This window comes from Streptomyces sp. NPDC046925, from assembly GCF_040644915.1.
In the GTDB taxonomy this organism is placed as follows: domain Bacteria; phylum Actinomycetota; class Actinomycetes; order Streptomycetales; family Streptomycetaceae; genus Streptomyces.
The window spans coordinates 684,838-710,397 of sequence record NZ_JBEYWZ010000002.1 but is presented as its reverse complement, the minus strand read 5'-3'; the positions used below and the strand labels follow the sequence as shown (position 1 = coordinate 710,397).

General features: G+C 71.7%; 21 protein-coding genes. 13 read left to right on the top strand and 8 right to left on the bottom strand.

Annotated elements, in window-relative coordinates; translation table 11 throughout:
- Window positions 1–6: 6 nt before the first annotated feature.
- Together ABZ906_RS09565 and ABZ906_RS09560 are read left to right on the top strand one after the other, a co-directional pair.
- Entirely contained in the window at window positions 7–2,706 is a 2,700-nt protein-coding gene (locus tag ABZ906_RS09565) for a glucosidase (RefSeq protein ID WP_361379638.1), read from the top strand.
- A complete protein-coding gene (locus ABZ906_RS09560; protein ID WP_361379635.1) occupies window positions 2,703–4,196 on the top strand; it encodes an alpha-amylase in 1,494 nt (497 codons plus the stop codon). Before ABZ906_RS09565 ends, ABZ906_RS09560 begins: the two co-directional genes overlap by 4 nt.
- A gap of 27 nt (window positions 4,197–4,223) precedes the next feature.
- Here ABZ906_RS09560 and sulP read toward each other — a convergent pair whose 3' ends face one another.
- From sulP to ABZ906_RS09540, 4 genes are read right to left on the bottom strand one after another with little or no spacing between them, the layout of a single operon-like run.
- Entirely contained in the window at window positions 4,224–5,948 is a 1,725-nt protein-coding gene (sulP, locus tag ABZ906_RS09555) for a sulfate permease (RefSeq protein ID WP_361379632.1), read from the bottom strand.
- Window positions 5,949–5,955: 7 nt separating this feature from the next.
- The gene (locus ABZ906_RS09550; protein WP_361379629.1) at window positions 5,956–8,688 is read right to left on the bottom strand and encodes an HAD-IC family P-type ATPase; all 2,733 of its coding nucleotides are present in this window, start codon (window positions 8,686–8,688) and stop codon (window positions 5,956–5,958) included.
- Entirely contained in the window at window positions 8,685–9,689 is a 1,005-nt protein-coding gene (locus tag ABZ906_RS09545) for a polyphosphate kinase 2 family protein (RefSeq protein WP_361379626.1), read from the bottom strand. The genes ABZ906_RS09550 and ABZ906_RS09545 overlap by 4 nt, the downstream gene beginning before the upstream one ends.
- 12 nt (window positions 9,690–9,701) lie before the next feature.
- Window positions 9,702–10,121 (bottom strand): hypothetical protein, encoded by a 420-nt coding sequence (locus tag ABZ906_RS09540; RefSeq protein ID WP_361182597.1) that lies wholly within the window; start codon window positions 10,119–10,121, stop codon window positions 9,702–9,704.
- A gap of 107 nt (window positions 10,122–10,228) precedes the next feature.
- On the opposite strand from ABZ906_RS09540, the gene ABZ906_RS09535 reads away from it, so the two are divergent.
- Window positions 10,229–11,731, top strand: coding sequence for an MFS transporter (locus tag ABZ906_RS09535; protein ID WP_361379623.1), 1,503 nt, complete (start codon window positions 10,229–10,231; stop codon window positions 11,729–11,731).
- Between the two features lie 32 nt (window positions 11,732–11,763).
- On the opposite strand, the gene ABZ906_RS09530 is transcribed toward ABZ906_RS09535, so the two are convergent.
- From ABZ906_RS09530 to ABZ906_RS09520, 3 genes are all read right to left on the bottom strand, one after another.
- Window positions 11,764–12,207 carry an RDD family protein gene (locus ABZ906_RS09530; protein ID WP_361182594.1) on the bottom strand — a complete coding sequence of 148 codons (444 nt, stop codon included), beginning with the start codon at window positions 12,205–12,207 and terminating at the stop codon, window positions 11,764–11,766.
- Entirely contained in the window at window positions 12,207–12,932 is a 726-nt protein-coding gene (locus ABZ906_RS09525; RefSeq protein WP_361379620.1) for a hypothetical protein, read from the bottom strand. The genes ABZ906_RS09530 and ABZ906_RS09525 overlap by 1 nt, the downstream gene beginning before the upstream one ends.
- Window positions 12,933–13,038: 106 nt before the next feature.
- A complete protein-coding gene (locus tag ABZ906_RS09520) occupies window positions 13,039–13,887 on the bottom strand; it encodes a universal stress protein (protein WP_361379617.1) in 849 nt (282 codons plus the stop codon).
- 851 nt (window positions 13,888–14,738) lie between these two features.
- Between ABZ906_RS09520 and ABZ906_RS09515 the strand changes: the two genes are divergently transcribed.
- From ABZ906_RS09515 to ABZ906_RS09470, 10 genes are all read left to right on the top strand, one after another.
- Complete coding sequence (locus tag ABZ906_RS09515) at window positions 14,739–15,263, top strand: flavodoxin domain-containing protein (RefSeq protein ID WP_361182589.1); 525 nt, start codon at window positions 14,739–14,741, stop codon at window positions 15,261–15,263.
- A gap of 80 nt (window positions 15,264–15,343) precedes the next feature.
- Entirely contained in the window at window positions 15,344–15,478 is a 135-nt protein-coding gene (locus ABZ906_RS09510; protein ID WP_361379614.1) for a hypothetical protein, read from the top strand.
- Window positions 15,479–15,632: 154 nt separating this feature from the next.
- Window positions 15,633–17,162, top strand: a complete 1,530-nt coding sequence (locus tag ABZ906_RS09505) for a PHB depolymerase family esterase (protein WP_361379611.1) — start codon at window positions 15,633–15,635, stop codon at window positions 17,160–17,162.
- Between the two features lie 143 nt (window positions 17,163–17,305).
- Window positions 17,306–18,718: a tannase/feruloyl esterase family alpha/beta hydrolase gene (locus ABZ906_RS09500; RefSeq protein WP_361381373.1), complete on the top strand. Its 1,413-nt coding sequence runs from the start codon at window positions 17,306–17,308 to the stop codon at window positions 18,716–18,718.
- A 235-nt stretch (window positions 18,719–18,953) separates the two neighbouring features.
- Complete coding sequence (locus tag ABZ906_RS09495; protein ID WP_361381370.1) at window positions 18,954–20,582, top strand: ATP-binding protein; 1,629 nt, start codon at window positions 18,954–18,956, stop codon at window positions 20,580–20,582.
- Window positions 20,579–21,025 (top strand): roadblock/LC7 domain-containing protein, encoded by a 447-nt coding sequence (locus ABZ906_RS09490; protein WP_361182585.1) that lies wholly within the window; start codon window positions 20,579–20,581, stop codon window positions 21,023–21,025. The genes ABZ906_RS09495 and ABZ906_RS09490 overlap by 4 nt, the downstream gene beginning before the upstream one ends.
- The gene (locus ABZ906_RS09485; protein WP_190079886.1) at window positions 21,022–21,384 is read left to right on the top strand and encodes a DUF742 domain-containing protein; all 363 of its coding nucleotides are present in this window, start codon (window positions 21,022–21,024) and stop codon (window positions 21,382–21,384) included. Before ABZ906_RS09490 ends, ABZ906_RS09485 begins: the two co-directional genes overlap by 4 nt.
- Complete coding sequence (locus ABZ906_RS09480) at window positions 21,362–22,024, top strand: ATP/GTP-binding protein (RefSeq protein ID WP_361379608.1); 663 nt, start codon at window positions 21,362–21,364, stop codon at window positions 22,022–22,024. The genes ABZ906_RS09485 and ABZ906_RS09480 overlap by 23 nt, the downstream gene beginning before the upstream one ends.
- Complete coding sequence (locus ABZ906_RS09475) at window positions 22,021–23,322, top strand: cytochrome P450 (RefSeq protein ID WP_361379605.1); 1,302 nt, start codon at window positions 22,021–22,023, stop codon at window positions 23,320–23,322. Before ABZ906_RS09480 ends, ABZ906_RS09475 begins: the two co-directional genes overlap by 4 nt.
- A 76-nt stretch (window positions 23,323–23,398) precedes the next feature.
- Entirely contained in the window at window positions 23,399–24,661 is a 1,263-nt protein-coding gene (locus ABZ906_RS09470; protein WP_361379602.1) for a cytochrome P450, read from the top strand.
- Window positions 24,662–24,665: 4 nt separating this feature from the next.
- Here ABZ906_RS09470 and ABZ906_RS09465 read toward each other — a convergent pair whose 3' ends face one another.
- The gene (locus ABZ906_RS09465; RefSeq protein WP_361379599.1) at window positions 24,666–25,529 is read right to left on the bottom strand and encodes a LysR family transcriptional regulator; all 864 of its coding nucleotides are present in this window, start codon (window positions 25,527–25,529) and stop codon (window positions 24,666–24,668) included.
- Between the last annotated feature and the right edge of the window lie 31 nt (window positions 25,530–25,560).

Genomic DNA, 25,560 nt, shown 5'->3' with positions numbered 1-25,560 from the left:
ACGCGCATGAAGACGCGGACGCACGCCGGACGGATCGGACCGATCGGAGACGGCAGCGCACGATCGCGCCTCTGGGGCCCCTACCTGAGCGAACGGCAGTGGGGCACGGTCCGCGAGGACTACAGCCCCGGCGGCGACGCCTGGTCCTACTTCCCGCACGACCACGCGCGTTCGCGCGCCTACCGGTGGGGCGAGGACGGCCTCGGCGGCGTCTGCGACGACAAGCAGCGCCTGTGCCTGGCCCTCGCGCTGTGGAACGGCCGCGACCCGATCCTCAAGGAACGCGCCTTCGGCCTCACCAACGGCGAGGGCAACCACGGCGAGGACGTCAAGGAGTACTACTTCTACCTCGACAGCACGCCGAGCCACTCCTACCTGAAGTACCTGTACAAGTACCCGCAGGCGGCCTTCCCGTACAACGACCTCGTGTCCGTCAACCGCGACCGCACACGCCAGGAGTTCGAGTACGAGCTCATGGACACGGGCGTCTTCGACGACGACCGGTACTTCGACGTGACCGTGGAGTACGCGAAGGCCGACCACGACGACATCCTGATGCGGATCACCGTCGACAACCGGGGCCCCGACGAGGCGGAGCTGCACGTGCTGCCGACGCTGTGGTTCCGCAACACCTGGTCCTGGGGCGAGCATCCGGACCACGAGCACCGGCCGCGGCTGAGGGCGGTCGACGCACCTGGCTCGACCGCCACGATCCGCGCCGACCACCCCGAGCTCGGCAGCTACGACCTGCGGTGCGCGGACGGACCCTCGCTGCTGTTCACCGAGAACGAGACCGACCAGCAGCGGCTGTTCGGCTCGCCCAACGCGAGCCCCTACGTCAAGAACGCCATCGACCGCTACGTCGTCCAGGGAGAGGAGGCCGCCGTCAACCCGGCCCGCGAGGGCACCAAGGCGGCCGCCCACCACACGCTCACCGTTCCCGCGGGAGGCTCCCTGACCCTGCGGCTGCGGCTCGGCCCGGCCGACGCGAAGCTCTCCCTGGCCAAGGGCTTCGACACGGTCTTCACGGACCGCATCGCCGAAGCCGACGACTTCTACCGGGAGCTGACCCCCGAGCGGGCGAGCGAGGACGAGGCACGCGTCATGCGCCAGGCCCTCGCCGGAATGCTCTGGTCCAAGCAGTACTACGGCTTCGACCTGGAGAAGTGGCTGAGCGAGCATGACATGACACCGTGGAGCCCGCCGCGGCCCGGGCTGCGCAACGGCGAGTGGTTCCACATGGAGAGCGACGACATCATCTCCATGCCCGACAAGTGGGAGTACCCCTGGTTCGCCGCCTGGGACCTGGCGTTCCACGCCGTGGGCCTGGCGGTCGTCGACGTCGGCTTCGCCAAGGAGCAGCTCGAACTGCTCCTTCGCGACGTCTACTTGCACCCCAACGGCCAGATACCGGCGTACGAGTGGAACTTCGGCGACGTCAATCCGCCCGTGCACGCCTGGGCCGCGTACTTCGTCTACATGGTGGAGAAGGGCACGACCGGGAACGCCGACCACGCCTTCCTGGAGCGCACCTTCCAGAAGCTGCTCACGAACTTCACCTGGTGGGTCAACCGCAAGGACCCCGGTGGCCGCAACATCTTCCAGGGCGGCTTCCTCGGCCTCGACAACATCGGCGTCTTCGACCGCAGTGCCCCCCTGCCCACCGGAGGCTCCCTGGAACAGGCGGACGGCACCGCCTGGATGGCGCTGTACTGCCAGTCGATGCTGCAGATCGCGCTGGAACTCGCCGAACACAATGAGGCCTACGAGGAACTGGTCCTCAAGTTCGTCGAGCACTACATGTGGATCGCCGCCTCCATGGACCGGGTCGGTGACCTCCACGACGAACTGTGGGACGAGGAGGACGGCTTCTTCTACGACGTGCTGCGCCTGCCCGACGGGGAGGCGGTCCAGCTGAAGGTCCGTTCCATGGTGGGGCTGCTTCCGCTGTGCGCGTCGACCGTCTTCCGGCCGGACCAGCTGGAGCGTCTGTCCGGTCTCGGCGACCGGTTGCGGCGGTTCGCCGAGCGCCATCCCTCGCTGTCGGTGACGCTGACCTCGGCGCAGGCCGGCGTGGAGGGCGGCCCGCGGCTGCTGTCCGTCCTGGACGAGAAGAAGCTGGTGCGCGTGCTGGCCCGGCTCCTGTCGGAGGACGAGTTCCTGAGCCCGTACGGGATCAGGGCGCTCTCCCGCCACCACGCCGAGCACCCGTACACGTTCTGGGTGCACGGCCAGGAGTACAAGGTCTCCTATCTGCCCGCCGAGTCGGACACCGGCATGTTCGGCGGCAACTCCAACTGGCGCGGCCCGGTCTGGATGCCGATGAACGCCCTGGTCATCCGGGGACTGATCAACCTGTACGGCTTCTACGGCGACGACTTCACCGTCGAGTGCCCCACCGGCTCGGGGATCCAGAAGAACCTGTACGAGGTCGCCGAGGAGATCTGCACCCGCCTCACCCGGATCTTCCTGCGCGGGGAGGACGGCCGGCGGCCCGTGTACGGAGGCCAGGCGAAGTTCAAGGACGACCCGCACTGGCGTGACCTGGTCTCCTTCTACGAGTACTTCCACGGTGACAACGGCGCGGGCATCGGCGCCTCGCACCAGACCGGCTGGACCGGTCTCGTCGCGGCCCTGATGAAGATCTTCGGCACGTTCGACCCGGAGGAATTCCGCACCGGCACCGCCAGGAGGCACAAGCGATGACCGAGTTGCCAGCGCAGCCCGTCGTGTACGAGGTCAACACCCGCGTATGGCTGCGGGAGACGATGCGCCGCACCGGAGGCCCGGGAGGGCTCGCGGACGTCCCCAAGGACGTGTGGGACGAGATCACGCCCTCCGGGGTCGACGCCGTCTGGCTGATGGGCGTGTGGGAGCGCAGCCCGCGGGGACGCGCCATCGCCCTGGAGAACCCGGCACTGCGCGGCGCCTTCGCCCAAGCCGTCCCGGACATCGGCGAGGAGGAGATCGCCGGATCGCCGTACTGCATCCGCCGCTACGAGGTCGACGAGGCACTCGGCGGGGCCGCGGGGCTCGCGGCCGCGCGCGCCGAACTCGACCAGAGGGGGGTGGGGCTGCTCCTCGACTACGTGCCCAACCACGTGGCCCCGGACAGCCCCTGGGTCAGCGAGCACCCCGAGTACTTCGTGCAGGGCGACCAGGAGGACGCCCGGCGCGACCCGGACGGGTTCCTCGACACCGGGCACGCCGTGCTCGCGCGGGGCCGCGACCCGTTCTTCCCGCCCTGGCCCGACGTGGTCCAGCTGAACGCCTTCGCCCCGGCCCTGCGCCGGGCGACCGAAGAGGTGCTCAAGGGCATCGGCGGGGTCTGCGACGGGGTGCGCTGCGACATGGCGATGCTCATGATGAACGACGTCTTCGCCCGGACGTGGGGGGAGCGGGCGGGCACCCGGCCGCAGGAGGACTTCTGGCCGGAGGTGGTGACCGCCGTGCGCCGTCTCCACCCGCACATGGTCTTCGCCGCGGAGGCCTACTGGGACCTCGAATGGGCCCTCCAGCAGCAGGGGTTCGACTTCTGCTACGACAAGCGGCTCTACGACAGGATCCTGAACGAGAGCGCCGAGTCGGTCCGCGGGCATCTGCGCGCCGACGAGCGGTACCAGCGCGGCCTGGTCCGGTTCCTGGAGAACCACGACGAGCCGCGGGCCGCGCGCACCCTGCCGGCGGCCAAGGAGCGGGCGGCGGCCACGCTGATCGCCACGCTGCCCGGCGCGACCCTGTGGCACGAGGGACAGTTCACCGGGCGCCGCGTCCACCTGCCGGTCTTCCTCGACCGGCGTCCGGACGAATCGCCGGACCCCTCCCTGCGGGAGTTCTACGAGCGGCTCCTGGCGGCCGTGCACCGCAGCAACATGCGTACGGGGCGCTGGCAGCTCCTGGACTGCGAGGGCTGGCCCGACAACGACTCCGGACGGCACCTCATCGTCTCGTGCTGGTCCGGCGAGGCGGGCCGGCACCTGACCGTGGTCAACCTCTCCGACCACCCGGCGCAGGCACGCATCCGGCTGCCCTGGAGCGAACTCGGCGACGGCCACGTGGAGTTGGCCAGCCTGCTGGACATCGAGCGGTACGAACGCTCGGGTGCGGAGCTGACGAGCAGCGGGCTCTACGTCGATCTACCGCCGTGGGGTACGCACGTGCTTTCCGTCGCCGCGGCGGGCGTATCCCCGCACTGACCCCGCCGCGCGGGGACCCGGATCAGATCAGCCCCGGTCACCGGTAGCCCGGTCGGCCGGGGCCCAGTCCGCGCCGCTGTCCGACCGGTAGGCCTCGATGGCGCCCTCCACGGTGGGGTAGAAACGGCCCGCGTCGAAGGTGCGGGCCAGGCCGTAGCGCTCGACCTTGCGCCGTACCGGATCCTTGAGCTCGGCGAAGACCAGGCCCACCCCGCGGTCCTTCAGGGCCGCGTCCAGCTCCTCCAGGATGTCCGCCGCGGTCGTGTCGACGTCCGTCACCGGCTCCGCGGCGATCAGCACGCGCCGCGGTGCCGGTTCGGCGTGTGCGCAGCGCAGGACCTCATCGCGGAACGACTTGGCGTTGGCGAAGAACAGCGGCCCGTCGAAGCGGAAGATCACCAGGCCCGGCAGCAGCTCGGCGCCCGGATGCGACCGCACGTCGTGGTAGCCCTCCAGGCCCGGCACACGTCCCAGGACGGTGCTGTAGGGCCACCACGCACGCCGGAAGACGTTCAGGATCGACAGCCCCACCGCCACGCCGATCCCGGGCAGCACGCCGAGCAGAGCCACCCCGAGCAAGGCCGCGATGGACAGCCAGAATTCCGCCTTGCGCTGGCGCCACAGCCGTATCGTGCCCGCGGGGTCGGCCAGGGACAGGGAGGCGGTGATGACCACGGCGGCGAGCGCCGGCTGGGGCAGGTCGCGGAAGAGACCCGGCAGCAGGACGAGCATGAGGATGATCAGCGCCGCGCCGACGAGTCCGGTGAGCTGGGTCTTGGCCCCGGCCCGTTCGGCCACGGCCGTGCGGGAACCGCTGGTGCTCACGGGGAACCCCTGGAAGAGGCCCGCGGCCACGTTCGCGGAGCCGATCGCGATCATCTCGTCGTTGCCGCGGACCTCCTGTCCGGTACGGGCGGCGAAGGCGGAGGCGTTGGAGATGGTGTCGGCCAGGGACACCAGGGCGATGCCGAGGGCGCCGACGAACAGCGGACCCATGTCGTCCCAGCCGATGTCCGGGACGGTGAACGGCGGCAGCCCTTCGGGGAGGCGTCCGACGGTCTTCACCCCGTGCTCGTCCAGGTCGAAGACGACGGACGCGGCGATGGCGAGGACCACCATGACGAGGACGGCCGGGATCTTCGGCATCAGACGCTGCAGCAGCAGGATCAGGAGGATGCAGCCGCCGCCGACCGCGACGGCCGCCGCCACCGTCTGCCCGTCCGCCACCGCCCGGACGAACGCGTCCACCTCGCCGCTGAGCCCGTCGGCGTCGGTCGAGAAGCCGAACAGCTTCGGCAACTGCCCGATGAGGATGGTCAGGGCCAGGCCGTTCATGTAGCCGATCATGGTGGGTTTGGAGATGAGATCGGCGACGAAACCGAGCCGCGCCACCCCCGCCAGGAGCGTGATCGTGCCGACCATCAGGGCGAGCATCGAGGCGAGCGCGATCGCGCGTGCGCTGTCCCCGTCCGCGGCGAGGAGCGGCAGGATCGTCGCGGCGATCATCGGGCCGAGCGACGAGTCGGGGCCGAGCACCAGGACGCGCGAAGGTCCCGCCACGGCGTACGCGAGCAGGCACAGCACGGAGGTGTAGAGCCCCGTGATGGGCGGCAGTCCGGCCAGTTCGGCGTACGCCATGCCCTGCGGCACCAGGAGCGTGCTCAGGACGACGCCCGCCACCAGATCCTTGAGCAGCCACTCCCGGCGATAGGTGCGCAGCGTTCTGATGCCGGGCGGCGTCCCGACGCGCACCGGCCGCTCACCTCTGCCCGGCGGCGGAGGTCTTGTGGCGGCGGGCGGCGAACTTGCCCGCCTCCCAGAGCGCGAGGAGCGCGAGGGCGGGCAGCAGGGCCCAGCCGAACTGGCCGATGCTCAGCGGCGTGGTGTCGAGCAGCCGGTTGAAGGCGTCGGTCTGGGTGACCAGGACGGCGAGCGCGAACTCCCCGAAGACCGTCCAGTTCAGCTGCTTGCTGTCGAAGGTGTCGATCGTCAGCACCGAAGCGGTCTGGTTGCGGCATTCGAGGGCGGCCACGATCAGGCACAGCGCGAACGCGGTGAGGGCGATGGAGTTGCCGATGCGGACGCTGTCGTAGCGCTCCGTGCCCAGCTCGATCATGGTCAGCAGCCCGATCGCCACGGCCGTACCGGCGAGCCCGACCGTCAGCATCAGACCGCCGGTCATCACGGGCTCTCCGCGGGGCCGCGGGCGGCGGGACATGAGGCCGGCGCTGACCCGGTCGAAGCCGAGCGAGAAGCCGAAGGCGGCGTTGACGACGAAGTGGATCCACAGCACCTGGGCGGGCGTGAACGGCTCGCCGTCGGCGATGTCGAACAGCGCCGCGCCGAGGAAGGTGAGGACGAACACGATGAGCAGCACCAGGACGAAGCGGATGTACTTGGTGAGGTTGTCGTAGATCTTGCGGCCCTGTTCCACCGCGTGGACGATCGTGGCGAAGTTGTCGTCGGACAGGATCATCCGTCCGGCGTTCTTGGCGACCTCCGTGCCCGATCCCATGGCGATGCCGATGTCGGCGGCCTTGATGGCCGGGGCGTCGTTGACGCCGTCGCCCGTCATGGCGACCACGTCGCCCTTCTTCTTCAGGGTCTCGGCAAGGAGCACCTTGTGCTCGGGGGCCACCCGGCCGACCACGCCGATGTCGTCGATGCGGGCGAGGCGTTCCTCCTCCGAGAGGGCCGCGAAGTCGGCGCCCAGGATCGCGCTGCCCTCGATGCCGACCTGCCGGGCGATGGCCGCGCCGGTGATCACGTCGTCGCCGGTCACCATCCGTACGCGGATATGGGCGGCTTGGGCGGCGGCCACGGCGTCGCGCGACTCGGCGCGGGGCGGATCGGCCATGCCCACCAGGCTCGTCACGCACAACACCCCGACGTGGGCGAGGAGATCCCCGTCCGGCGTGAAATCGGCGGGGTCGATGTCGCGGACGGCGGAGGCCATCACGCGGCGGCCCGCCCGTTCCATCCGCTCGAGTTCCCTCTCGGCCCGGGTGCGCAGCGCCGTGTCGAAGGGGATGGGCGCACCGTTCGACAGGGCGGTGGTGGTGCGCGCGAGGACGGCCGGTGCCGCTCCTTTGACGAAGCAGCGCACGACCGGCCGGCCGGTCGCGTCGCGGCCCTGGTGGAAGGTGGCCATGAGCTTGTACGCCGGGTCGAAGGGCAGGGTCGCGAGGCGGGGAAGCCGTTCGCGCGTGGCGTCGACGTCGAGGCCCGCCTTGTGGCCGAGGACGAGCAGCGCGCCCTCGGTGGGGTCGCCCACCACCCGTCCGTCCACGAGTGAGGCGTCGTTGGCGACTAGGTACGGCAGGATCGCGTCCTCGATGCCCGGGGAACTGCCCGCGGCATGGTGGATCTTGCCTTCCAGGGCGTAGCCGGTTCCCGAGACCGTGTAGCGGTCGAAGGGGTCCACCACCTCGACCACGGTCATCTGGTTCATCGTCAGCGTGCCGGTCTTGTCGGAGTTGACGGCCGAGGTGAAGCCCAGGGTCTCCACCGACGGCAGGTCCTTGACGATGGCGTGCCGCCGGGCCAGGTCGAGTCCGCCGCGCGAGAGGATCGTCTGCGTCACCGTGGGCAGCGCCTCGGGGACGGCGGCGATCGCCAGGGACACGGCGCTGACGAAGAGCGCGTCCCACGGCACGTCACGCCCGCGCCCCAGGGCGAACATCAGGGCCATGGTGATGCCGGCCGCCCCCACGATCCACAGGGTCAGGCGGTTCAGCTCGCGGGTGAGCGGCGATTCCTCGCGTCGCGTGGCCGACAACATCCCCGAGATCTTGCCCAGTTCGGTGGAGGCGCCGGTGGCGGTGACCACCAGAACGCCGCTGCCGTGCGTGACCGGGGTGTTCATGAACGCCATGTCCGTCTGGTCGGCGGGGCCGAGACCGCTGCCCCGTACCGGCGCGGCGTCCTTCGCGGCGGGAACGCTCTCCCCGGTGAGCGCGGACTCGTCGATCTGCAGGGCGCTCGTGGCCACGAGCCGTCCGTCCGCGGGCACTTCGTCCCCCGCGGCGAGCAGGACGACGTCCCCGACGACCACCTCGGCCGCCGGGATCTCGGCCTCCGTCATGTCGCGCCGCACCCGTGCGGTGGCCTTCGTCATCTCCTTGAGGGCGTTCATGGCGCTCTCGGCCTTGCCCTCCTGCCGCATCCCGATCACCGCGTTAAGCACGGTCAGGGCGAGCAGCACCACGGCGGTGCCCCACTCCTGGATGGCGAGCGACACCGCAGCGGAGGCGACGAGGATCATCTGCATGTACGAGGTGTACTGGCCGAGAAAGCGCAGCCAGCCGCCGCGTGTCCGTTCCTCCGGCAGGGTGTTGGGTCCGTCCTCGGCGAGCCGCGCGGCCGCCCGCGCGGCGTCCAGGCCCACGGCGGGGTCGACGTCGAGTTCGCCGGCCACCGCGTCGGCGGGCAGGGCGTACCAGACGTCCGCCGGTGCGAGGCGTCCGCCGTGGCCGGGTGCCTGTGCGGTCATCGCACCCGCCTCCGATCGGCTCGGCGGCGCAGTACGCCGGCGGCGGACCGTTTCGCGTAGGGGTCCGCCGCCGCACCGTCGGGTGCCTCGTCCTCCAGTTGCTGCTTGGCCAGCTCCAGTGCGTGCCGGCTCTTGTCGTCGATGACCGGATACTGCGGGTCGATGTCGATGAGCGTGTGGGCGAGCACGGCCGCCGCACAGGTGCGCGCGAACCATTTGCGGTCCGCGGGCACGACGTACCAGGGCGCCCAGGGAGTGCTCGTGGCGGACAGCATCTCGGAGAACGCCCTCTGGTAGTCGTCCCAGAAGGTGCGCTCACGGATGTCGGCCGCCGAGAACTTCCAGTTGCGTTCGGGGACATCGATCCGTTTGAGGAACCGGATGCGCTGCTCCTCCTTGGACAGGTTCAGGAACAGTTTGACGATCCTGAACCCGTTGTCCGTCAGATACCGCTCCCAGTCGTTGATCTCCCGGTAGCGGCGGCGCCAGATCTTCTTGCCCGAGACATGCCCGGGCAGCCGCTGGCGGCTGAGGTGCTCGGGGTGCACCCGCACGACCAGGACTTCCTCGTAGTGGGAGCGGTTGAAGATGCCGATCTCCCCGCGGCTCGGCAGGTTGCAGGCATAGCGCCAGAGGTAGTCGTGGCTGAGCTCCGCGGCCGAGGGCACCTTGAAGCCGGCCACACGTACGCCCTGGGGGTTCACCCCGCTCATCACATGGCGGATCGTGCCGTCCTTGCCGCCGGCGTCCAGCGCCTGCAGGCACATCAGGACGCCGTGCGTACCCTCGGCGGCCAGCCGGCGCTGGTAGTCGGCCAGCAGGACGACGCCGCTGCGGAGCAGCTCCTGCCCGTCCTTCTTGTTCTTGATGCCCTTCTTGTGAGTGGGATCGAAATCCTTGGACAGGTCCACCTTCGAGCCGGGTTCGACCCGTAGCGGCGCGATGAACTCAGCGATCCGTTCCGCCCGTTCGCCCGCCGCACGCGCACGTGCGTCCTTCATGGACCACCTCGGCTAGTAGACGCTGTCCTTGTCGACGACGCACAGGGCCCAGATGATGAACCCGTTCATCGCGACCAGGGTGAGGGACCAGACGGGGTGGTAGGGCACGGACAGGAAGTTGGCGATGATCAGCAGTGAGGCGATGATCACGCCCAGGATCCTGGCCCACTTCGCGGCGACGAACAGGCCGAAGGCGACGACCACCGCGACCGCGCCGAAGAGCATGTGGATCCAGCCCCAGGTCGTCAGGTCGAACTCGAAGACGTAGTTGGGCGTGTGGACGAAGACGTTGTCATCGAGGACGCCCATCAGGCCACGGCAGAAGTCCAGTGACCCGGAGAGGAACAGCAGGACCCCGGCGAAGATGGTCAGCCCTGCGGCTGCCGTCTGTTTGGCGCCGGAGCGGTGGTGCTGAGCTGTAGAGGTGGCCATGACAGGGCCTCCGTACTCGAGCAGGGTGCCGATTGCACCGCACTTGCCCGAGTGTTGCCCCCGACCGGTACCCCCGGTCGTCACCCTCCGGGGGTGACGCCGCAGGGATGGCCGCCCAGCAGTCTGACCGTCGTCCGGCCCGCGAACGGGACGTACGGGACGCGAACGGAGGCGAGGCGATGACCGACCCGTCGACCCCGGGTGGAGCGGGGGTACCAGAGGGAGCAGGCGCCAAGCAGGAGAAACGCCCCTGGCCGCGTCAGGTGCTCGCGCCGCTCGCCCTCGCCCAGTTCGTCTGCAGCTTCGCGGGCTCGAACATGAACGTGATGATCAAGGACATCAGCGAGGACCTGGACACCACGGTGCAGGGCGTGCAGCTCGCGATCACGATCTTCCTGCTCGTCATGGCCGCGCTGATGATCCCGGGCGGCATCCTGACCGACCGCTACGGCCGCAAGCGCTGCCTCGTCATCGGCCTGGCCGTGTACGGGGTCGGCGCCCTGCTCAGCGCGGCGGCACCCGGCCTCGGCGTCCTCATCCTGGGCAACTCGATCCTCGAGGGCGTCGGTACGGCCCTGCTCATCCCGCCCGTCTACATCCTCACCACCCTGCTGTTCACGAACGTGGCCGACCGCGCCCGCGCCTTCGGAGCCATCATGGGGATGGGCGGCATCGGTGCCGCCGCGGGTCCGCTGATCGGAGGGCTCATCACCTCGGCGATCAGCTGGCGTGCGGCGTTCGTGTTCCAGGCGCTGGTGGTCGCCGTGATCATCGTGCTCGTCCGCCGCATCGACGATCCGCTCCCGCCGGACCCCGAGCGCGTGTTCGACACGGTGGGCGCGGTGCTGTCCGCGGTCGGTCTGGTCCTGGTCGTCATGGGGATCCTGGTCGCCGACGACAACGCCTGGCTGATGGGCGGTCTGATCGTCGTCGGCGCGCTGGTGCTCGTGGCCTTCTTCCGCTGGGTGCGGGCGAAGGAGCGTGCCGGGGGCCAGCCGCTGCTGAGCATCTCTCTGTTCCACAACCGCACGTCCAACCTCGGTCTGATCACCCAGCACACCCAGTGGCTGATGCTCATGGGGGTGTCGTTCACGGTGGCCGCCTACCTCCAGGTCGTCCGCGGGTACGACGCGATCAGCACCGGCCTGATCTTCAGCGCGTCCACCCTCGGCCTGCTCGTGTCCTCGCTGGGCGCCGAACGCTTCGCGAAGCGCCGTGAGCAGCGCACGCTCATCATGGTCGGGTTCGTCGCGACGGTGGGCGGCATCGCCGTGCTGCTCGCCCTGGCCGACAAGACGTCGAGCATCTGGACCTCTGTCCCCGGGCTGCTCCTCATCGGCCTCGGGATGGGTGTGATGCTGACCCCCTCGGTCAACGTGGTGCAGTCGAGCTTCCCCGAGGACGAGCAGGGCGAGATCTCCGGTCTCTCGCGCAGTGTGTCGAACCTCGGTTCCTCGGTGGGCACCGCGATCGCGGGCACCATCCTCGTCGCGAACCCGGCCGCGGGACCCTACGCGGTGGCCCTCGGCGTGCTCGCGTTCATCGGGCTCGGCGGGCTCGGTGCCGCCGCGAAGCTGCCCCGGACCCCGCCCCCCACCCGGCACGGGTGAGGCCGCGCCGACCGCCGCGCGAGCGGCGGCGGTCAGCGGAAGTCGTAGCGCACCACGCTCGCGACCAGCAGGTCCTGGACCGACGCGCGGCGTCTGCTCAGCGGGACCCAGTACAGACCCACCGGGAACGTCACCGACAGGGCCGCGCGCACCAGGGAGCGCGGCAGCCCGAGGAGCCGGCCGGCCCGGTCGGTGACGCGCAGCCCCATCAGGCGGTCTCCCACCGTGCGCCCGATCGCGGCCCACGAGCAGCCGAAGTACAGGACGGCGAGGGTCCAGCCCGCGGCCCCGGCGAGCCAGGAGGGCAGTTCGGGGAACCGGAACGGCGGCCCGGTGATCAGCAGCCGCACACATCCCGCGCCCGCGTGGAGCGCGAAGCCGATGGCGGTCACGACCAGGACGTCGAGTATCGCCGCCACACCGCGCGAGACGATCCCGGCCGGTTCGGGTCCGGGCCCGCCTTCCGGCACGGTCATCACGCGGGCCCGGGCGGCGGACCGGCGGCACCCTCGGCCGGGGGCGGGCCCGAACGCCTGAGGAGCCGGTCGCTGAGCCGGTTGACGCCGCGATCCCCGCGCCTGCCGAGCAGGCGGACCGCGTCGGCGGTCTCCGCGGCCATGCCGCCCCCGGTGTCGCGGACGATCCGCCCCAGATCGATTTCGGCAAGCACCTCACGCGTCAGTCCCGCCAGATCGATCCGTACGATCACCGCGTCCATGTCCACCCGCGCCGCGATGCCGTCGACGTCGATCCGCGCCGCGATCCCGTCGACGTCGGCCCGCTCGGCGACGCGGTTCACGTCGACGCGGTCCGCCACCCGGTTCACGTCGACCCGGTCGGCGACGGCTTCCACGTCCACCCGTTCGGCGATGGCGTTCACGTCCACCCGCTCGGCGACCCGGCCCACGTCGACACGGTCCGCCACCCGGTTCACGTCGACCCGGTCGGCGACGGCCTCCACGTCCACTCGTTCGGCGATGGCGTCAACGTCCACCCGCTCGACGATCCGCAGTATGTCGACCCGGTCCACGATCCGGTTCACGTCGACGCGGGACACGAGGTCGTCCAGGTCGATGCGGTCCAGCACCACTCCGGCCAGCGCACGGATCACCGTGCCCGCCGCCTCGTCCACGATGCCGAGGACACTCCGCGCCCGGCGGGTGACGAAGGCCGCCGGGCCCCACGCGCTCTCTTCAGCCATCCGGTGATCGCAGCGGCAACCGGCGGTCCTGACATCCTCCGCCGCGGGTGAGTCCACGCGGCACGGCGCGAGACCCGGCAGGCGCACGGCGATCCGCGGCCGCCCGTCAGTAGTGCGGGACGACGACGACCGGGCACCTGGTGTGGTGGATCGCCGCGTGCGTGGTCCTTCCGAGACGCGGTCCGACCGGGACCCGGCGGCCGATGACCAGCAGGCCCGCCCCCTCGGCCGCCTTGACCACGTGGTGGCCGGCCAGACCGTGCACGAGCCGGCCGGTGACCTGTATGCCGGGGAACTTGTGCCGCCAGGGGGCGAGTTCGGCCGCCAGCCGGCGCTCCTTCTCCGGCATCGGGTCGATGGCGTCGGCGGAGGGGATCAGGGGAGCGGTCCAGACGTGCACGACATGCAGCGGCACTTCGCGGGAGGCCGCCGCGTCGAAGGCGTACTCCAGGAGTTCGTCACCGGCACGGGCGAGGTCGAGGCCGAGCACGACCGGACCGTCGGGACCGGCCGCCGAGCCCGTGTCCTCGGTGCGGGAGCCCGCCCGCACCAGGGCGACGGGACACGAGGCGCGTGCGGCGACGGCCAGGGCGACCGAGCCGACCAGGACCCGGGAGAGCGCGCCGGCGCCGCGCGAGCCGACGACGAGCAGCGCCGATGATCTGGCGGCGGCCAGCAGCGCTCCCACCGGCGGCCCGGTGACCTCCTCGTCGAGAATTCCCAGGGTGGGGTGGGTGTCGGCGAGGTGCAGGACCGCGCGGTCGAGTGCTCCGGATTCGCGCCGGGCCGGCACGTCGTCGTCCGGCAACCGGCCGCGGTCCGCCGGCGGGTCACCGGCGTGCACGAGATGCAGGGGCAGGTTGCGCCGCAGGGCTTCCCGGGCTGCCCAGCGTGCGGCGTCCAGGCTCTCGGGCGAGCCGTCGACGCCTGCGGTGATGGTCTGCTGCGTGGGCATGGTGCGCACCTCCGCGCTGCGGTGAGCAGTCAGCCGGTCCGGGGGACCGGGATGTGACGGGCGGGAGCGGGTGCCCGGTGGCCGGAGAGAGGTGGCTTGATGTGTTCGGGTGGCGACGGTCCGGGCGACGGGGGAGTGCCGATCGGGCAACAGGGCCCGGCGGCCGGACAGTTCACCGCGCGCCGTTGGGCGCCGGGGGCTGCCGTGCGCACGCGGGTCATGGGGCCTCCTGGATACGGGTGTCCAGGGGCGTTGCCCGAGTGAGCGGGCCCTCGGCCACGGACGCCGGGCCGGTGACTCTCCCGAGCGGGATTCCGTCCACGCCGCCACCACCTTCCGGCATCCCCCGGCGGGGTCCGTGCTGGGGACGCTTCCACCGAAGCCGCCGACCGGGGAGGCGCGAACCGGCCTCGGTGGCACCGCCCTCGGGGTGTCGGTTTTTGGGCGAGGCTGTTGATTACTGTGGCCGACACACGCCTGTTCGACATTGCCAACCCCCTCTATGGTGGCGAATGCCCCAGACCTCGGCGTTCTTACCTTTCTGTGTAGTTTTCAACTGACAGCGGGAGAGCCGGGATGTCGCGCCACGGGGCAGCAGTCGCAGACCGCGGCGGACGGCAGCAGACCGTCAGACCCGGCGTCTTTCCCCGCGTCGCACCCATGACGCCCCTCGCCCGGCAGTCGCCCATGGCGCCTGCCCGCCGGTGCGAGGGCGGCGGCCTTTCCCGGTCCGGGGAGCATCCTCGATGTTCCGCAACCCCGTGCGGCTCCCGGGAAAGGCCGTATCCCGCACCCGTGTCCAGTCCTGCAACCGGCCCGTGCCCACGTCACGGAAGAGGAGCTGCGGAATCATGAACATCCTGGTCGGCTACACCGGGGTGCACGGCTCGACCCACGGCATCGCGGAGCGCCTCGCGACCCGGCTCGCGGAGTGCGGGCACGTCACGGTCGTCGTGCCGTTGGTCGCCGAACAGAAGACGGGAGGCTACGACGCGTTCGTGCTGGGCAGTGCGGTGCACCACGGGGCCTGGCTCGCGCAGGCCACCGACTTCATTCGCAGCCACCCCAGCACCCTGGCCACGCATCCCACGTGGCTGTACAGCGTCAGCGTGCCGCCCCACGCGGGCCACTGGCCCGTCCGCGGCGGCGCCGAGCCCCGGCAGCTGGCCGGGATCCGCTCCCTCATCCGCCCCCGTGAGCACCAGATGCTGGCCGGAGCCGTCTACCGGGATCACGTCCCGGCCCTGCGGCACCTGGCCTTCCGGGCGCGCGGCGGACGCTACGGCGATCACCGGGACTGGAAGGCCGTCGACAACTGGGCCGAGCGCATCCACCACCGGCTGGCCGGCGCCGACGCCGCCGACGCGGGCCTGTGAGCCCGCGGGCCAGGAGGGGCCGGCGCGGCTCGGGCCCGCGACCGGGATCCGAGGGGCGCGGCGAGGGCGAGGACGCCGCTGTGGGCGGCACACGCAGCCTGCTGGAGGCGGTCCTGCGGGAACTCAACCAGGGCCTGCACGGCCGCGGTTCGGGCGCGGCGCTGATAGCACGGACGGATCCGGACGGCAACAGGTACGGCACCAGCGGGAGTTGACGGCGTTGTGGCGGACGCCGCCATTCTGCCCCGCTTCCGGTGCCTCCTACGGTTGCCGGCACCCCGGCGTCCCGGCCCGCGGCACGAGCGGACCGGCTCCGGGGTCGCGTGATCCGCCCCGGAGAGCGCGCGCCGCCCTCCGTCGGGAGCCGCCATGCCGTCGTCGTACCAGAGACGTTCGAACCCGCAGTTGCCCGGAGGGCCGCCCCTTTGGGCGAGGCGGAGCGGGCGGTGGCAGCGTGCCCTGGGCCGGGTGACCGCCGTGGTGGGCCTGGTCGTGGCCGCGGCGGTGTCCGCGCCGTCGCCCGCCGCACAGGCGGCGCCGACAGCCGTCGCCCTGGAGAAGATCGGCAGCTTCGGTGCCAATCCCGGCAGCCTGAACATGTACGTGTACGAGCCGGCCACGCTGGCGGCCGAGCCCGCGGTGGTGGTGGCCATGCACGGCTGCACCCAGAGCGCGCAGGTCTACGCGGACAACGCCGGTCTGGTGAAATTCGCCGACCGGCACGGCTTCCTGCTCGTCTTCCCCGAGCAGACCTCCGCCAACAACAGCAGCAAGTGCTTCAACTGGTTTCAGCCGGGCGACACCCGCCGCGGCCAGGGCGAGGCCGCGTCGATCCGCCAGATGGTGGCGCACGCCGGCTCCGCCTACGGCGCCGACCCGCAACGCACCTACGTCACGGGCCTGTCGGCCGGCGGCGCCATGACCTCGGTGATGCTCGCCGCCTACCCGGACGTGTTCCGGGCGGGCGCCGTGGTCGCGGGCCTGCCCTACGACTGCGCCGACGACGTGGTGTCGGCGTACAGCTGCATGAACCCGGGTGTCGACCGCACCCCCTCGGCCTGGGCGCAGGGCGTCCGTGACGCCAACCCCGGCTACGGCGGCCCCTGGCCGCGGGTGGCCGTGTGGCAGGGAGACAGCGACCCCACGGTCGCCAAGAAGAACGCCGACGAACTGCGCGACCAGTGGACGGCCGTGCACGGCATCGACCAGAGCCCGGACCGCACCTCGGCCATCGGCCCCAACTCCACGCGCAGGGAGCAGTATCTCGGGGCGGACGGCACGGTCGCCGTGGAGGTCGACCGGGTGCCCTCCATCGCCCACGGCACCCCGGTCGATCCGGGAACGGGCGCCGAGCAGTGCGGTGCGACCGGCACGGCGAACTTCATCGACTCCATCTGCTCCAGCTACTGGATCACCGGCTTCTTCGGCCTGGACGGCTCCGCCCCGGACCCCGGAGGCCTGCCCGCGCCTGCCGGTCTGGCCGCGACCGGCGCCACCGACACATCCGTCACCCTGAAGTGGAACAGCGTCACCGGCGCCGCGTCGTACGCCGTGTACCGGGACGGCACGCGCGTCGCCACCCCGGCCGCCCCGCCGTTCACGGACACCGGCCTCAGCCCCGGCGGCAGCCACACCTACACCGTGGCCGCCCGCGACTCGGACGGCGAGGAAGGCGCCCGGTCGGCCGCCGTCACCGCCTCCACCACGGGCTCCGGCGCCACGTGCTGGACCGCGAACAACTACCAGCACGTCCAGGCGGGACGGGCCACCACCAGCGGCGGCTACACCTACGCCAAGGGCTCCGGCCAGAACATGGGCCTCTACAACGTCGCCGTCACGCACACCCTCAAGGAGTCACCGGCCGGCCACTACGTCATCGCCGACGGCGCCTGCCCCTGACGGACCCCGCACAACAACCGGGGGCGGTGGCAGCGGGCTTCGGCCCCGCCACCGCTCCTGACCGCGCAGCTCCCCGTACACCCGCACGCCCACCGGAGGTACCCGTGCCACCCACAGCCCGGCGCAGATCCCTGCCCCGCCGTATGCGCCCCGCCCGTTCGCTCCGCGGCGCCCTCGCCCTGACGGGGCTGCTCGTCACGCTCGCCGCGGTCCCGGCCGCCGCCGAACCGTCCGGCGCGGGCCCCGACGGCAGTGCGGGCCACTGTGCGTCATCGGCGCGGCTGAAGGTGCCCGGCGCCGAACACCAGGAGAAGTCCTGCCTGGCCGAGCTGACCACTGCGGGGACCGTCGCCTCCGGCCACACCGACCCGGCCGACTGGGCGGGCCTGACCCCGGCCGGGCTCCCGACACCCCGCGGTGTGCCGGGCATTCAGATCGACGGCTACTTCCCCGACACCTCGACCACCAACACCAACCACGGCTGGAAGCACGACGCGCAGTTCGTCATCCGGCTGCCCGACCGCTGGAACGGCGGCCTGGTGGTCGCGGGCACCCCCGGCGTGCGGGAGCAGTACGCCAACGACCGGGCCATCGGCGACTGGGTGCTCGCCAAGGGCTACGCGTTCGCCTCGACCGACAAGGGCAACACCGGAGCGGCCTTCTACCGGGACGGGGAAGGGTCCGGAGACGCGATCGCCGAATGGAACGATCGCGTCACCCAACTCACGCGCGCCGCGAAGACGGTGGTCGCACAGCGCTACCACCGGCCTCCCGTACGCACCCTGGCCACCGGCATGTCCAACGGCGGCTATCTGGTGCGCTGGCAGCTGGAGAACCACCCCGGACTCTACGACGGGGGAGTGGACTGGGAGGGCACGCTGTGGCGGACCGATGGCCCGAACCTGCTCGACTTCCTGCCGCCCGCACTGCGCGCCTATCCCGTCTACGCGGCGGGAGGTGAAGGAGCCGACAAGGCCCACCGGGAGATGGTCGCCGCCGGGTTCCCGGCCGGTTCGGAATTCCTGTGGCCCTACCACCACCAGGTCTACTGGGACCTGACCCAGCGGATCTACCGCGAGGAGCTCGACCCGGGATACGACGGCGCCACCGAGGCCGGAACCCCCTTCTGCGCACCGGGCACACCGGCCTGCGACGCCGACTACGCCTACGCGACACGGCCGCGCGAAGTCCGCGCCGCCGTGAAGAAGATCGCCCTCACCGGACGCATCGGCAAACCGCTGATCACCGTGCACGGCACCCTCGACGTCCAGTTGCCCATCAGCGAGGACTCGGACGTCTACGCGAAAATGGTGCGGGACGCGGGCCGCGGCGGTCTGTTGCGCTACTACCGCGTCGAAGGCGGCACCCACGTCGATTCCCTCTTCGACACCTTCCCCGACAAGCTGCGTCCCCTGGTGCCCTGCCACCGCTCCGCCTTCACGGCGATGGAGAAGTGGATCGACCGCGGACAGCGGCCGCCGCACAGCCGTACCGTGCCGCGCCCGGACACCGCCGACCCGGCCGCGTTGATCGCCGAGTGCCCTCTCGCACGGTAGAAAATCCGGCAAATCCCGGCAGGTCCAGGCACACCGGAAGGCCGCCTTCCCCAACGACAAGCGGAAAATGCGGAGTTGCCCTAAGATCGCCACGCTCCCCATTCGTAAGGGAGTTCGGTGCGTTCGGGGAGGGTTCGTTCGTCGTGGTGAAGGTGTGCGGGATCACCTGGTCAGGTATGCCGTGGTGAGCCGCCTCAAGCGCGGGTCCGTGGGCCGCGAGGCCGTGGTCTGGCTGATGGCGGTGGTCCTCGCGGCCGCAGGTGCGGTGCTCGCCGCACTGGACGCGGCCGCCGAATGGCGCCAGGTGCTCGCGGGCGGCTGCGCCGCCGTCGCGGTGCTGCTGCTCGCCTGGGTGCTCGTCCTTGTGCGGCAGCTGTCCGCCGAGCGGGCCGACCGGGCCCGGCAGGAGCGGCTTGCCGCGGCCCGCGAGGCCGAGGTGGCGCACCTGGCCGGTGTGCGGCTTCCGGCGATCGCCGAGCGCGTGCGCGCCGGGCAGCGCCTGGAGGGCGTGCCGGGACCGCTGGCCGCGCCGGGGGAGACCGGCGAGGAGTTCGCGCGGGCGCTGGCCGCCGTCTCCGCCGCCCTCGGATCGGACGAGGCGGTACGCCGCGAACGCGGCCTGCGCGATTCGGTGCAGGCCGCCTTCGAGTCCGTCGCACGCACCATGCACGCGATGGCCACCGTGCAGCAGCAGGTTCTCGACCGGGTCGAGCGCTCCATCGACGACCAGCACCTCATGGCCGAGGTGATGAAGGCCGACCACGCGGCCGCGCAGATGACCCGCAAGGCCCAGACGCTCCTGGTGATGTGCGGGATCTGGCCCGCGCGCCGGGAGACCCGGCCGGTCTCGCTGTACGACTGCGTACGCGGCGCACAGTCGCGCATCGTGGAGTACAGCCGCATCGAGGTGCACGGCGGGCAGACGCTCTACGCGGTGCCGCCCGCGGTGGAGGGCCTGATGCACGCCATCGCCGAACTCCTGGAGAACGCCACGGTGTTCTCCCCCTCGCGCTCGCAAGTCGTCGTCACCATCCGCGAGGTGGGCGCCGGAGCGGTCCTGGAGATCGACGACGCCGGGCTCGGGATGCCGCCGGACGTGCTGCACCGCGCGATGGGCCAGCTCCGCGACGACCAGGACCTCGCCCGCCTGGGTGCGGTGCCCCGCCTCGGCCTTGCCTGTGTGGGCCGCTGGAGCCGGGAGCTCGGCTTCAACGTCGAGCTGAGCGGCGCCTCGGCCTACGGCGGCACCCGCGCCGTGACGTTCGTGCCGTTCCGGCTGCTGACCGAACCGCCCTCGCGCCTCACGGGATCCCACCGGGTGAGCGTCCCGACCAGCGCCCCGACAACGGTGTCATCGCCGCCGTCCGCCGAGCCGGACCCGGTGGCCGCACCCCCCGTGCGGCAGCCCGTGGCCCCCGGCACGACACCGGAGCCCGCATCCGGTCAACTGCACGACCAGCACGACCAGCACGACCAGTACGAACAGCCCGACCAGTACCACCGGCACGACCCCGCCGAGCCCGCGGAATCGCCCGTGCGGACCGCGCCCGGCGCGCCGCCCGCGAGCGAGACGGCGGCCGGCCTGCCCCGGCGGCGCAACCGCCGCCAAGCAGCCTCCGGCACGCACCGGAGGCCCGTACCGGAGCAGCGGCAGGCGCCCCCGGCCGCAGCGGCCGGCTCCTGGACGCCCGAGGCGGCGCGTGCCTCGATCGCCAGTGTGGTCTCCGGCTCCCTGCGCGGCCGTGCGGCCCTGGACGCGGACCAGTACGCGGCGCAGGAAGCGAACCCGTCGGCCGATCGAGGGCCGACCGCGACACCGACCCAACCCCCCACGCCCGACGAGCATGACGGAGGCCGGCAGTGACCGGAATCATCACCCCCCTTCCCGACCTGGGCTGGATGCTCCGCCCGCTGATCGAGATCCCCGGTGTCCGGCACAGCGTGGTGGTCTCCGAGGACGGTCTGCGGCTCGGGCACGCGTCCGCGGAGAACCTCTCCGGACCGGTGTCCGACCTGAGCGTCGCCGAAGCCGAGTCGCTCTCCGCGGCCTGTGCGGCGATGACCATGACGGGCCGGTCCACGACCGCGCTCCTCTTCGGATCCGGCGCCGACGTACGGCAGTTGATGGTGGAGTCCGACCAGGGCTTCGTGCTGTTCACCCACGCCGGTGTGGGCGCCCACCTGGGGGTCGCCACCGACCTCAACGCCGATGTCGGCCTGGTGGCCCAGCAGATGCAGCTGCTCGTGGTGAAGATCGGCTCGCACCTGAGCAGCCTGCCGCGGGATCCGGCCGCCGCGGCGTCATGACGGAGCCGCGGCCGGAGGAGCCGACGGCCTCGGCGGTCCGCCCGTACGTGATCACTCGCGGACGGGCGGCATCAGACATCGAGTCCCTTGCCTGGGAATCCCTGGTGATGGCGACGGACGCGGCGTTCCCCGCCTCGCTCCAGCCCGAGCACCAGACCATCCTGGCGCACTGTCAGGGGCTCCTCTCGGTGGCCGAGGTGGCCGCCCACATCGGCCAGCCGCCGTCGGTCGTACAGGTGCTGCTCTGCGATCTCCTCGAATGGGGACTGATCGTGACCCGCCCGCCCGTGCCGCCGGCCGAACACACCGATGTGACCATGCTCAGAAAGGTCCTCCATGGTCTCGAAAGCCGCCTCTGACGCGCCGTCGCAGGCGCCGCAACCACCCGGCTCCGGAGCCGCGGCCGAACCGGCGCCCGGCTCCGGCTCCGGGAAGTACCTCACCTCCAGCGTCGCGGGCGCCGCCAAGATCCTCGTCGTCGGGCCGCTCGGGGTCGGCAAGACCACCCTGATCGGCACCGTCTCGGAGATCAAACCCCTCTCCACCGAAGCCGTCATGACCCAGGCGGGCGCCCGGGTCGACACCGTCGTGACCGGCGGCAAGACGACCACGACCGTGGCCCTGGACTTCGGCCGGATGACCATCGACGGCGACCTGGTGCTCTATCTGTTCGGCACCCCGGGCCAGCAGCGGTTCCTGCCCGCCTGGCGGGACCTGGCCAAGGGCGCGCTCGGCGCGCTGGCCCTGGTGGACACGCGTGACCTGGAGGCGTCCTTCGACGCCCTGGGCAACCTGGAGGACCTCGGACTGCCCTTCGCGGTGGCCGTCAACGTCTTCCCCGGCAGCCCCGAGCACGGCCCGGACGACCTGCGCGCGGCCCTCGACCTGCTGCCCGACACCCCCGTGGTGAACTGCGACGCACGCGACCCCGCGTCCTCGGTCCGGGCCCTGATCGCCCTCGTCAGCCACCTCATCCACGTCGCCACGGAGACTCCATGACCTCGCCCCACGCAGACGCCGGGCCGCCCACCCGCTGCCCGGTCACCGGAGCCCGGGCGCCCTCGACCGCGCTGTACGGATCCGACCTCGACGGCGACGCGATGCCCGCCTTCTACGAGCAACTGCGCGGCTTCCACGGGCCGGTGGCGCCCGTCTCCGTCGCGCCGGGCGTGGATGCCTGGCTCGTCATCGGCCACCGGGAAATGCTCCAGCTGACCCGCGACGAGCAGGACTTCTCGCACGATCCGCGCCGCTGGAGCCTGCTGCGTGAGGGCCGGGTGCCCGCCGACTCGCCGATCCTGCCCATGGTCGGCTGGCGGCCCGCCCTGCTGTTCGCCGACGGACAGCAGCACCGCCGGATGCGCGCCGCTGTCTCCGCCGCCCTCGCCGGGATCAACGGCCATGAACTGCGGCGCTCCGTGCGGGCCACGGCCGAGGAGGTGATCGTGTCGTTCGCCGAGCGCAGCGAAGCCGACCTGGTGGCCGACTACGCGCGCAAGCTGCCGCTGCGCGTCATCACCGAACTGCTCGGCCTGGACGACGAGACCGGGCGCCACCTGGTGGAGGCCCTCGCCGGAACGGCCTCCGCCACCAGCGGTGCCGCCGACGCCAGCAAGCGGATGGGCGCCATCCTCCTTCAGCTGATCGAGGAGAAGCGGCGCCACCGCGGCAACGACATCACCTCGGCCCTGCTGCACCACCCGGCCCAGCTCACCGACGAAGAGGTCCTGCACAACCTCGTGGTCATGTTCGTCGCGGGCAACCAGACCACCGTCAACTGGATCGCCACCACCCTGCGCATCCTGCTGTGCGACCCGCAGTTCCGCTCCTCGCTCACCGGCGGCCACCTCAGCGTGGACGACGCACTCGACCTGGTCCTGTGGCGCTTCCCGCCCACGCAGAACTTCCCCGCCCGCTACGCCACCCGCGACATGACCTTCGGGGGGCAGCACATCCGCACCGGCGACATGCTCATCCTCGGGCTCGCCGGCGCCAACGCGGACCCGGAGATCCTCCCGGACGACGGCACACCGGTCGTGGGCAACCGTTCCCACCTGGCCTTCGGCGCGGGCCCGCACATCTGCCCCGCCCAGGACCCGGCCCGGCTCATCACCCGCACCGCCGTGGACACGATCCGCCACCGGCTGCCCGACCTCGAACTTGCCATCCCGCAGAGCGATCTGCAGTGGATCAAATCGCCCTGGAGCAAGGGGCTCGCCTCGCTCCCGGTCCGCTTCACCGCCCCTGTCCTGCCCCAGCATCCCGCCCCGTCGCCGGAGCCCCAGCCCGTGCTGTGACGCGGCGACCGGACACCGCCCAAGCCCCTTCAGCGCCCGGGCCGCAACCGACCCGCCCCTCGACCAGGAGAGCCCGTTGAACACGTCACAGGTGAACACCGAAGCCAGCCGGCCGCACCGCTTCGACCCGGCCGGCGGCTGTCCGCACGCGGACAACGCCCGGCTGCTCGCGGGCGGCGCCGTCACACCGGTGGTCCTGCCCGGTGACGTGGAGGGCATGGCGGTGCTCGGCCACGACGCGCTCAAGGAGTTCCTGGCCCACCCCGACGTCGCCAAGAACGCAGCGCACTTCGCCGCGCTGCAGGCCGGGGACATACCCGACGGCTGGCCGCTGAAGACGTTCGCGACGGTGCAGGGCATGACCACCGCCGACGGCACCGACCACCGCAGGCTGCGCTCTCTGATGGGCAAGGCGTTCACCCCGCGCCGGGTGGCGGAACTGGAGCCGCGCATCACGGCGCTGACGACCGACCTGCTCGACGCACTGGAGCGGGCCGCCGCCGAGGGCGAGGGCGTCGCGGACCTGCGGGCGCACTTCGCGCTGCCGCTGCCCATGGGCGTCATCTGCGAACTCCTGGGCGTGGACGCCGAATACCACGACCGCCTGCACCACCTGTCGAACCAGATCGTCGCCACCGACATCGGCCCGCAGGAGGCGATGGCGGCCAACAAGGAGATGATCGAGGTCCTCACCGCGGTGGCCGCCGCCCGTGCCGCCGATCCCGGGGACGACCTGACCACCGCCCTGATCGCGGCCAGGGAGGAGAACGGCGACCGGCTCAGCCCGCACGAGCTGATCGGCACCCTGATGCTCACGATCATCGCGGGTCACGAGACCACCCTGAACCTCATCACCAACGCCGTACGCGCCCTGTGCACCCACCCCGAACAGCTCGCCCTGGCCAAGGCCGGCAAGGTGGCGTGGGCCGACGTGGTGGAGGAGACCCTGCGCTGGGACAGCCCCGTCAGCTACTTCCCCTTCCGCTACCCGACCCGCGACCTCACGCTCGACGGCACCGTCATCCCGCAGGGCACCCCCGTCCTGGCCGGCTACTCCGCGGCGGGCCGCGACAAGCAGGCGCACGGCCCCGACGCCGACCGCTTCGACATCACCCGCGACAACACCACGACCCGGCACCTGTCCCTGGGCCACGGCGCGCACTTCTGCATGGGCGCCCCGCTGGCCCGCATGGAGGCGACCATCGCCCTGGAGCAGCTGTTCACGCGCTTCCCGGACCTCGACCTCGCCGTCCCCGAGCCCGAACTGCCGCGCCACGCCTCGTTCGTGGGCAACAGCGTCCACAAGCTTCCCGTGCGCCCGGGCGACCGGCGGCCGTAACCGGTCAGCGGGCGGTGCCTGCGAGGACCTGGTGGGCCAGTGCCACCAGGTCCGGGATGGCCGGGTGGCCGGGCCCCGCCCGCCAGACCAGCGTGACGGGCACGGGCGGCGCGTCCGGCAGCGGACGGAAGACCAGCGACGGATGCGTGTGCTGGCTCGGTGTCGCCGTCGTGGAGACGCCGACGGCGCGGCCCGCGGCGATGGCCACGAGCCACTCGTCGGTGTTGGTCACCTCGATCGACCCGACAGGACGGTCGGACACCGGCCACAGGTCCATCGTCGTGGTGCCGGAGACGTTGTTCAGGGCGATGGGGTAGGCGGCGAGATCCGCCAGGGTGACCCGGGGGAGCGACGCCAGCGGGCTGTCCGCCGCCATCACCACCACCCGCTCCTCCGAGAGCAGCAGCTCCGTACGGAGCCCGGCCGCGGGCACCGGGCCGCGCAGCAGCGCCACGTCGACCTTGCCCCGGGTGAGGCCTGCCGTACGGTCGTCGACGCGCAGCAGCTCAAGGGGCGTGCCGGGGTGCGTCTCGTCCCAGCGGCGCAGCAGCGGCACGGTGTGGTCGCCGAGCGCCGCCCAGGTGTGGCCGAGGCGCAGCGGCCACCTGCGCAGCCCCCGCGGATCGAGCGCGGTCTCGACGGCCGCGAGCGCGGCGGCGGCCTTGTCGCGGAACACACGCCCCTGGTCCGTCAGCTCCAGGTGATGGGTGGAGCGGTCCACGAGGCGCGCGCCCAGATGGTCCTCTAGCTGGCGCAGGGTGCGGGAGAGCGCGGGCTGGCCCAGGTGGAGGCGGGCGGCGGCACGGGTGACGTTGCCCTCCTCGGCGATGGCGAGGAAGGCGCGCAGATGCCGCAGCTCGATGGTCATGCCCGGGAAGCATAACCGCAGCGGACTCGGC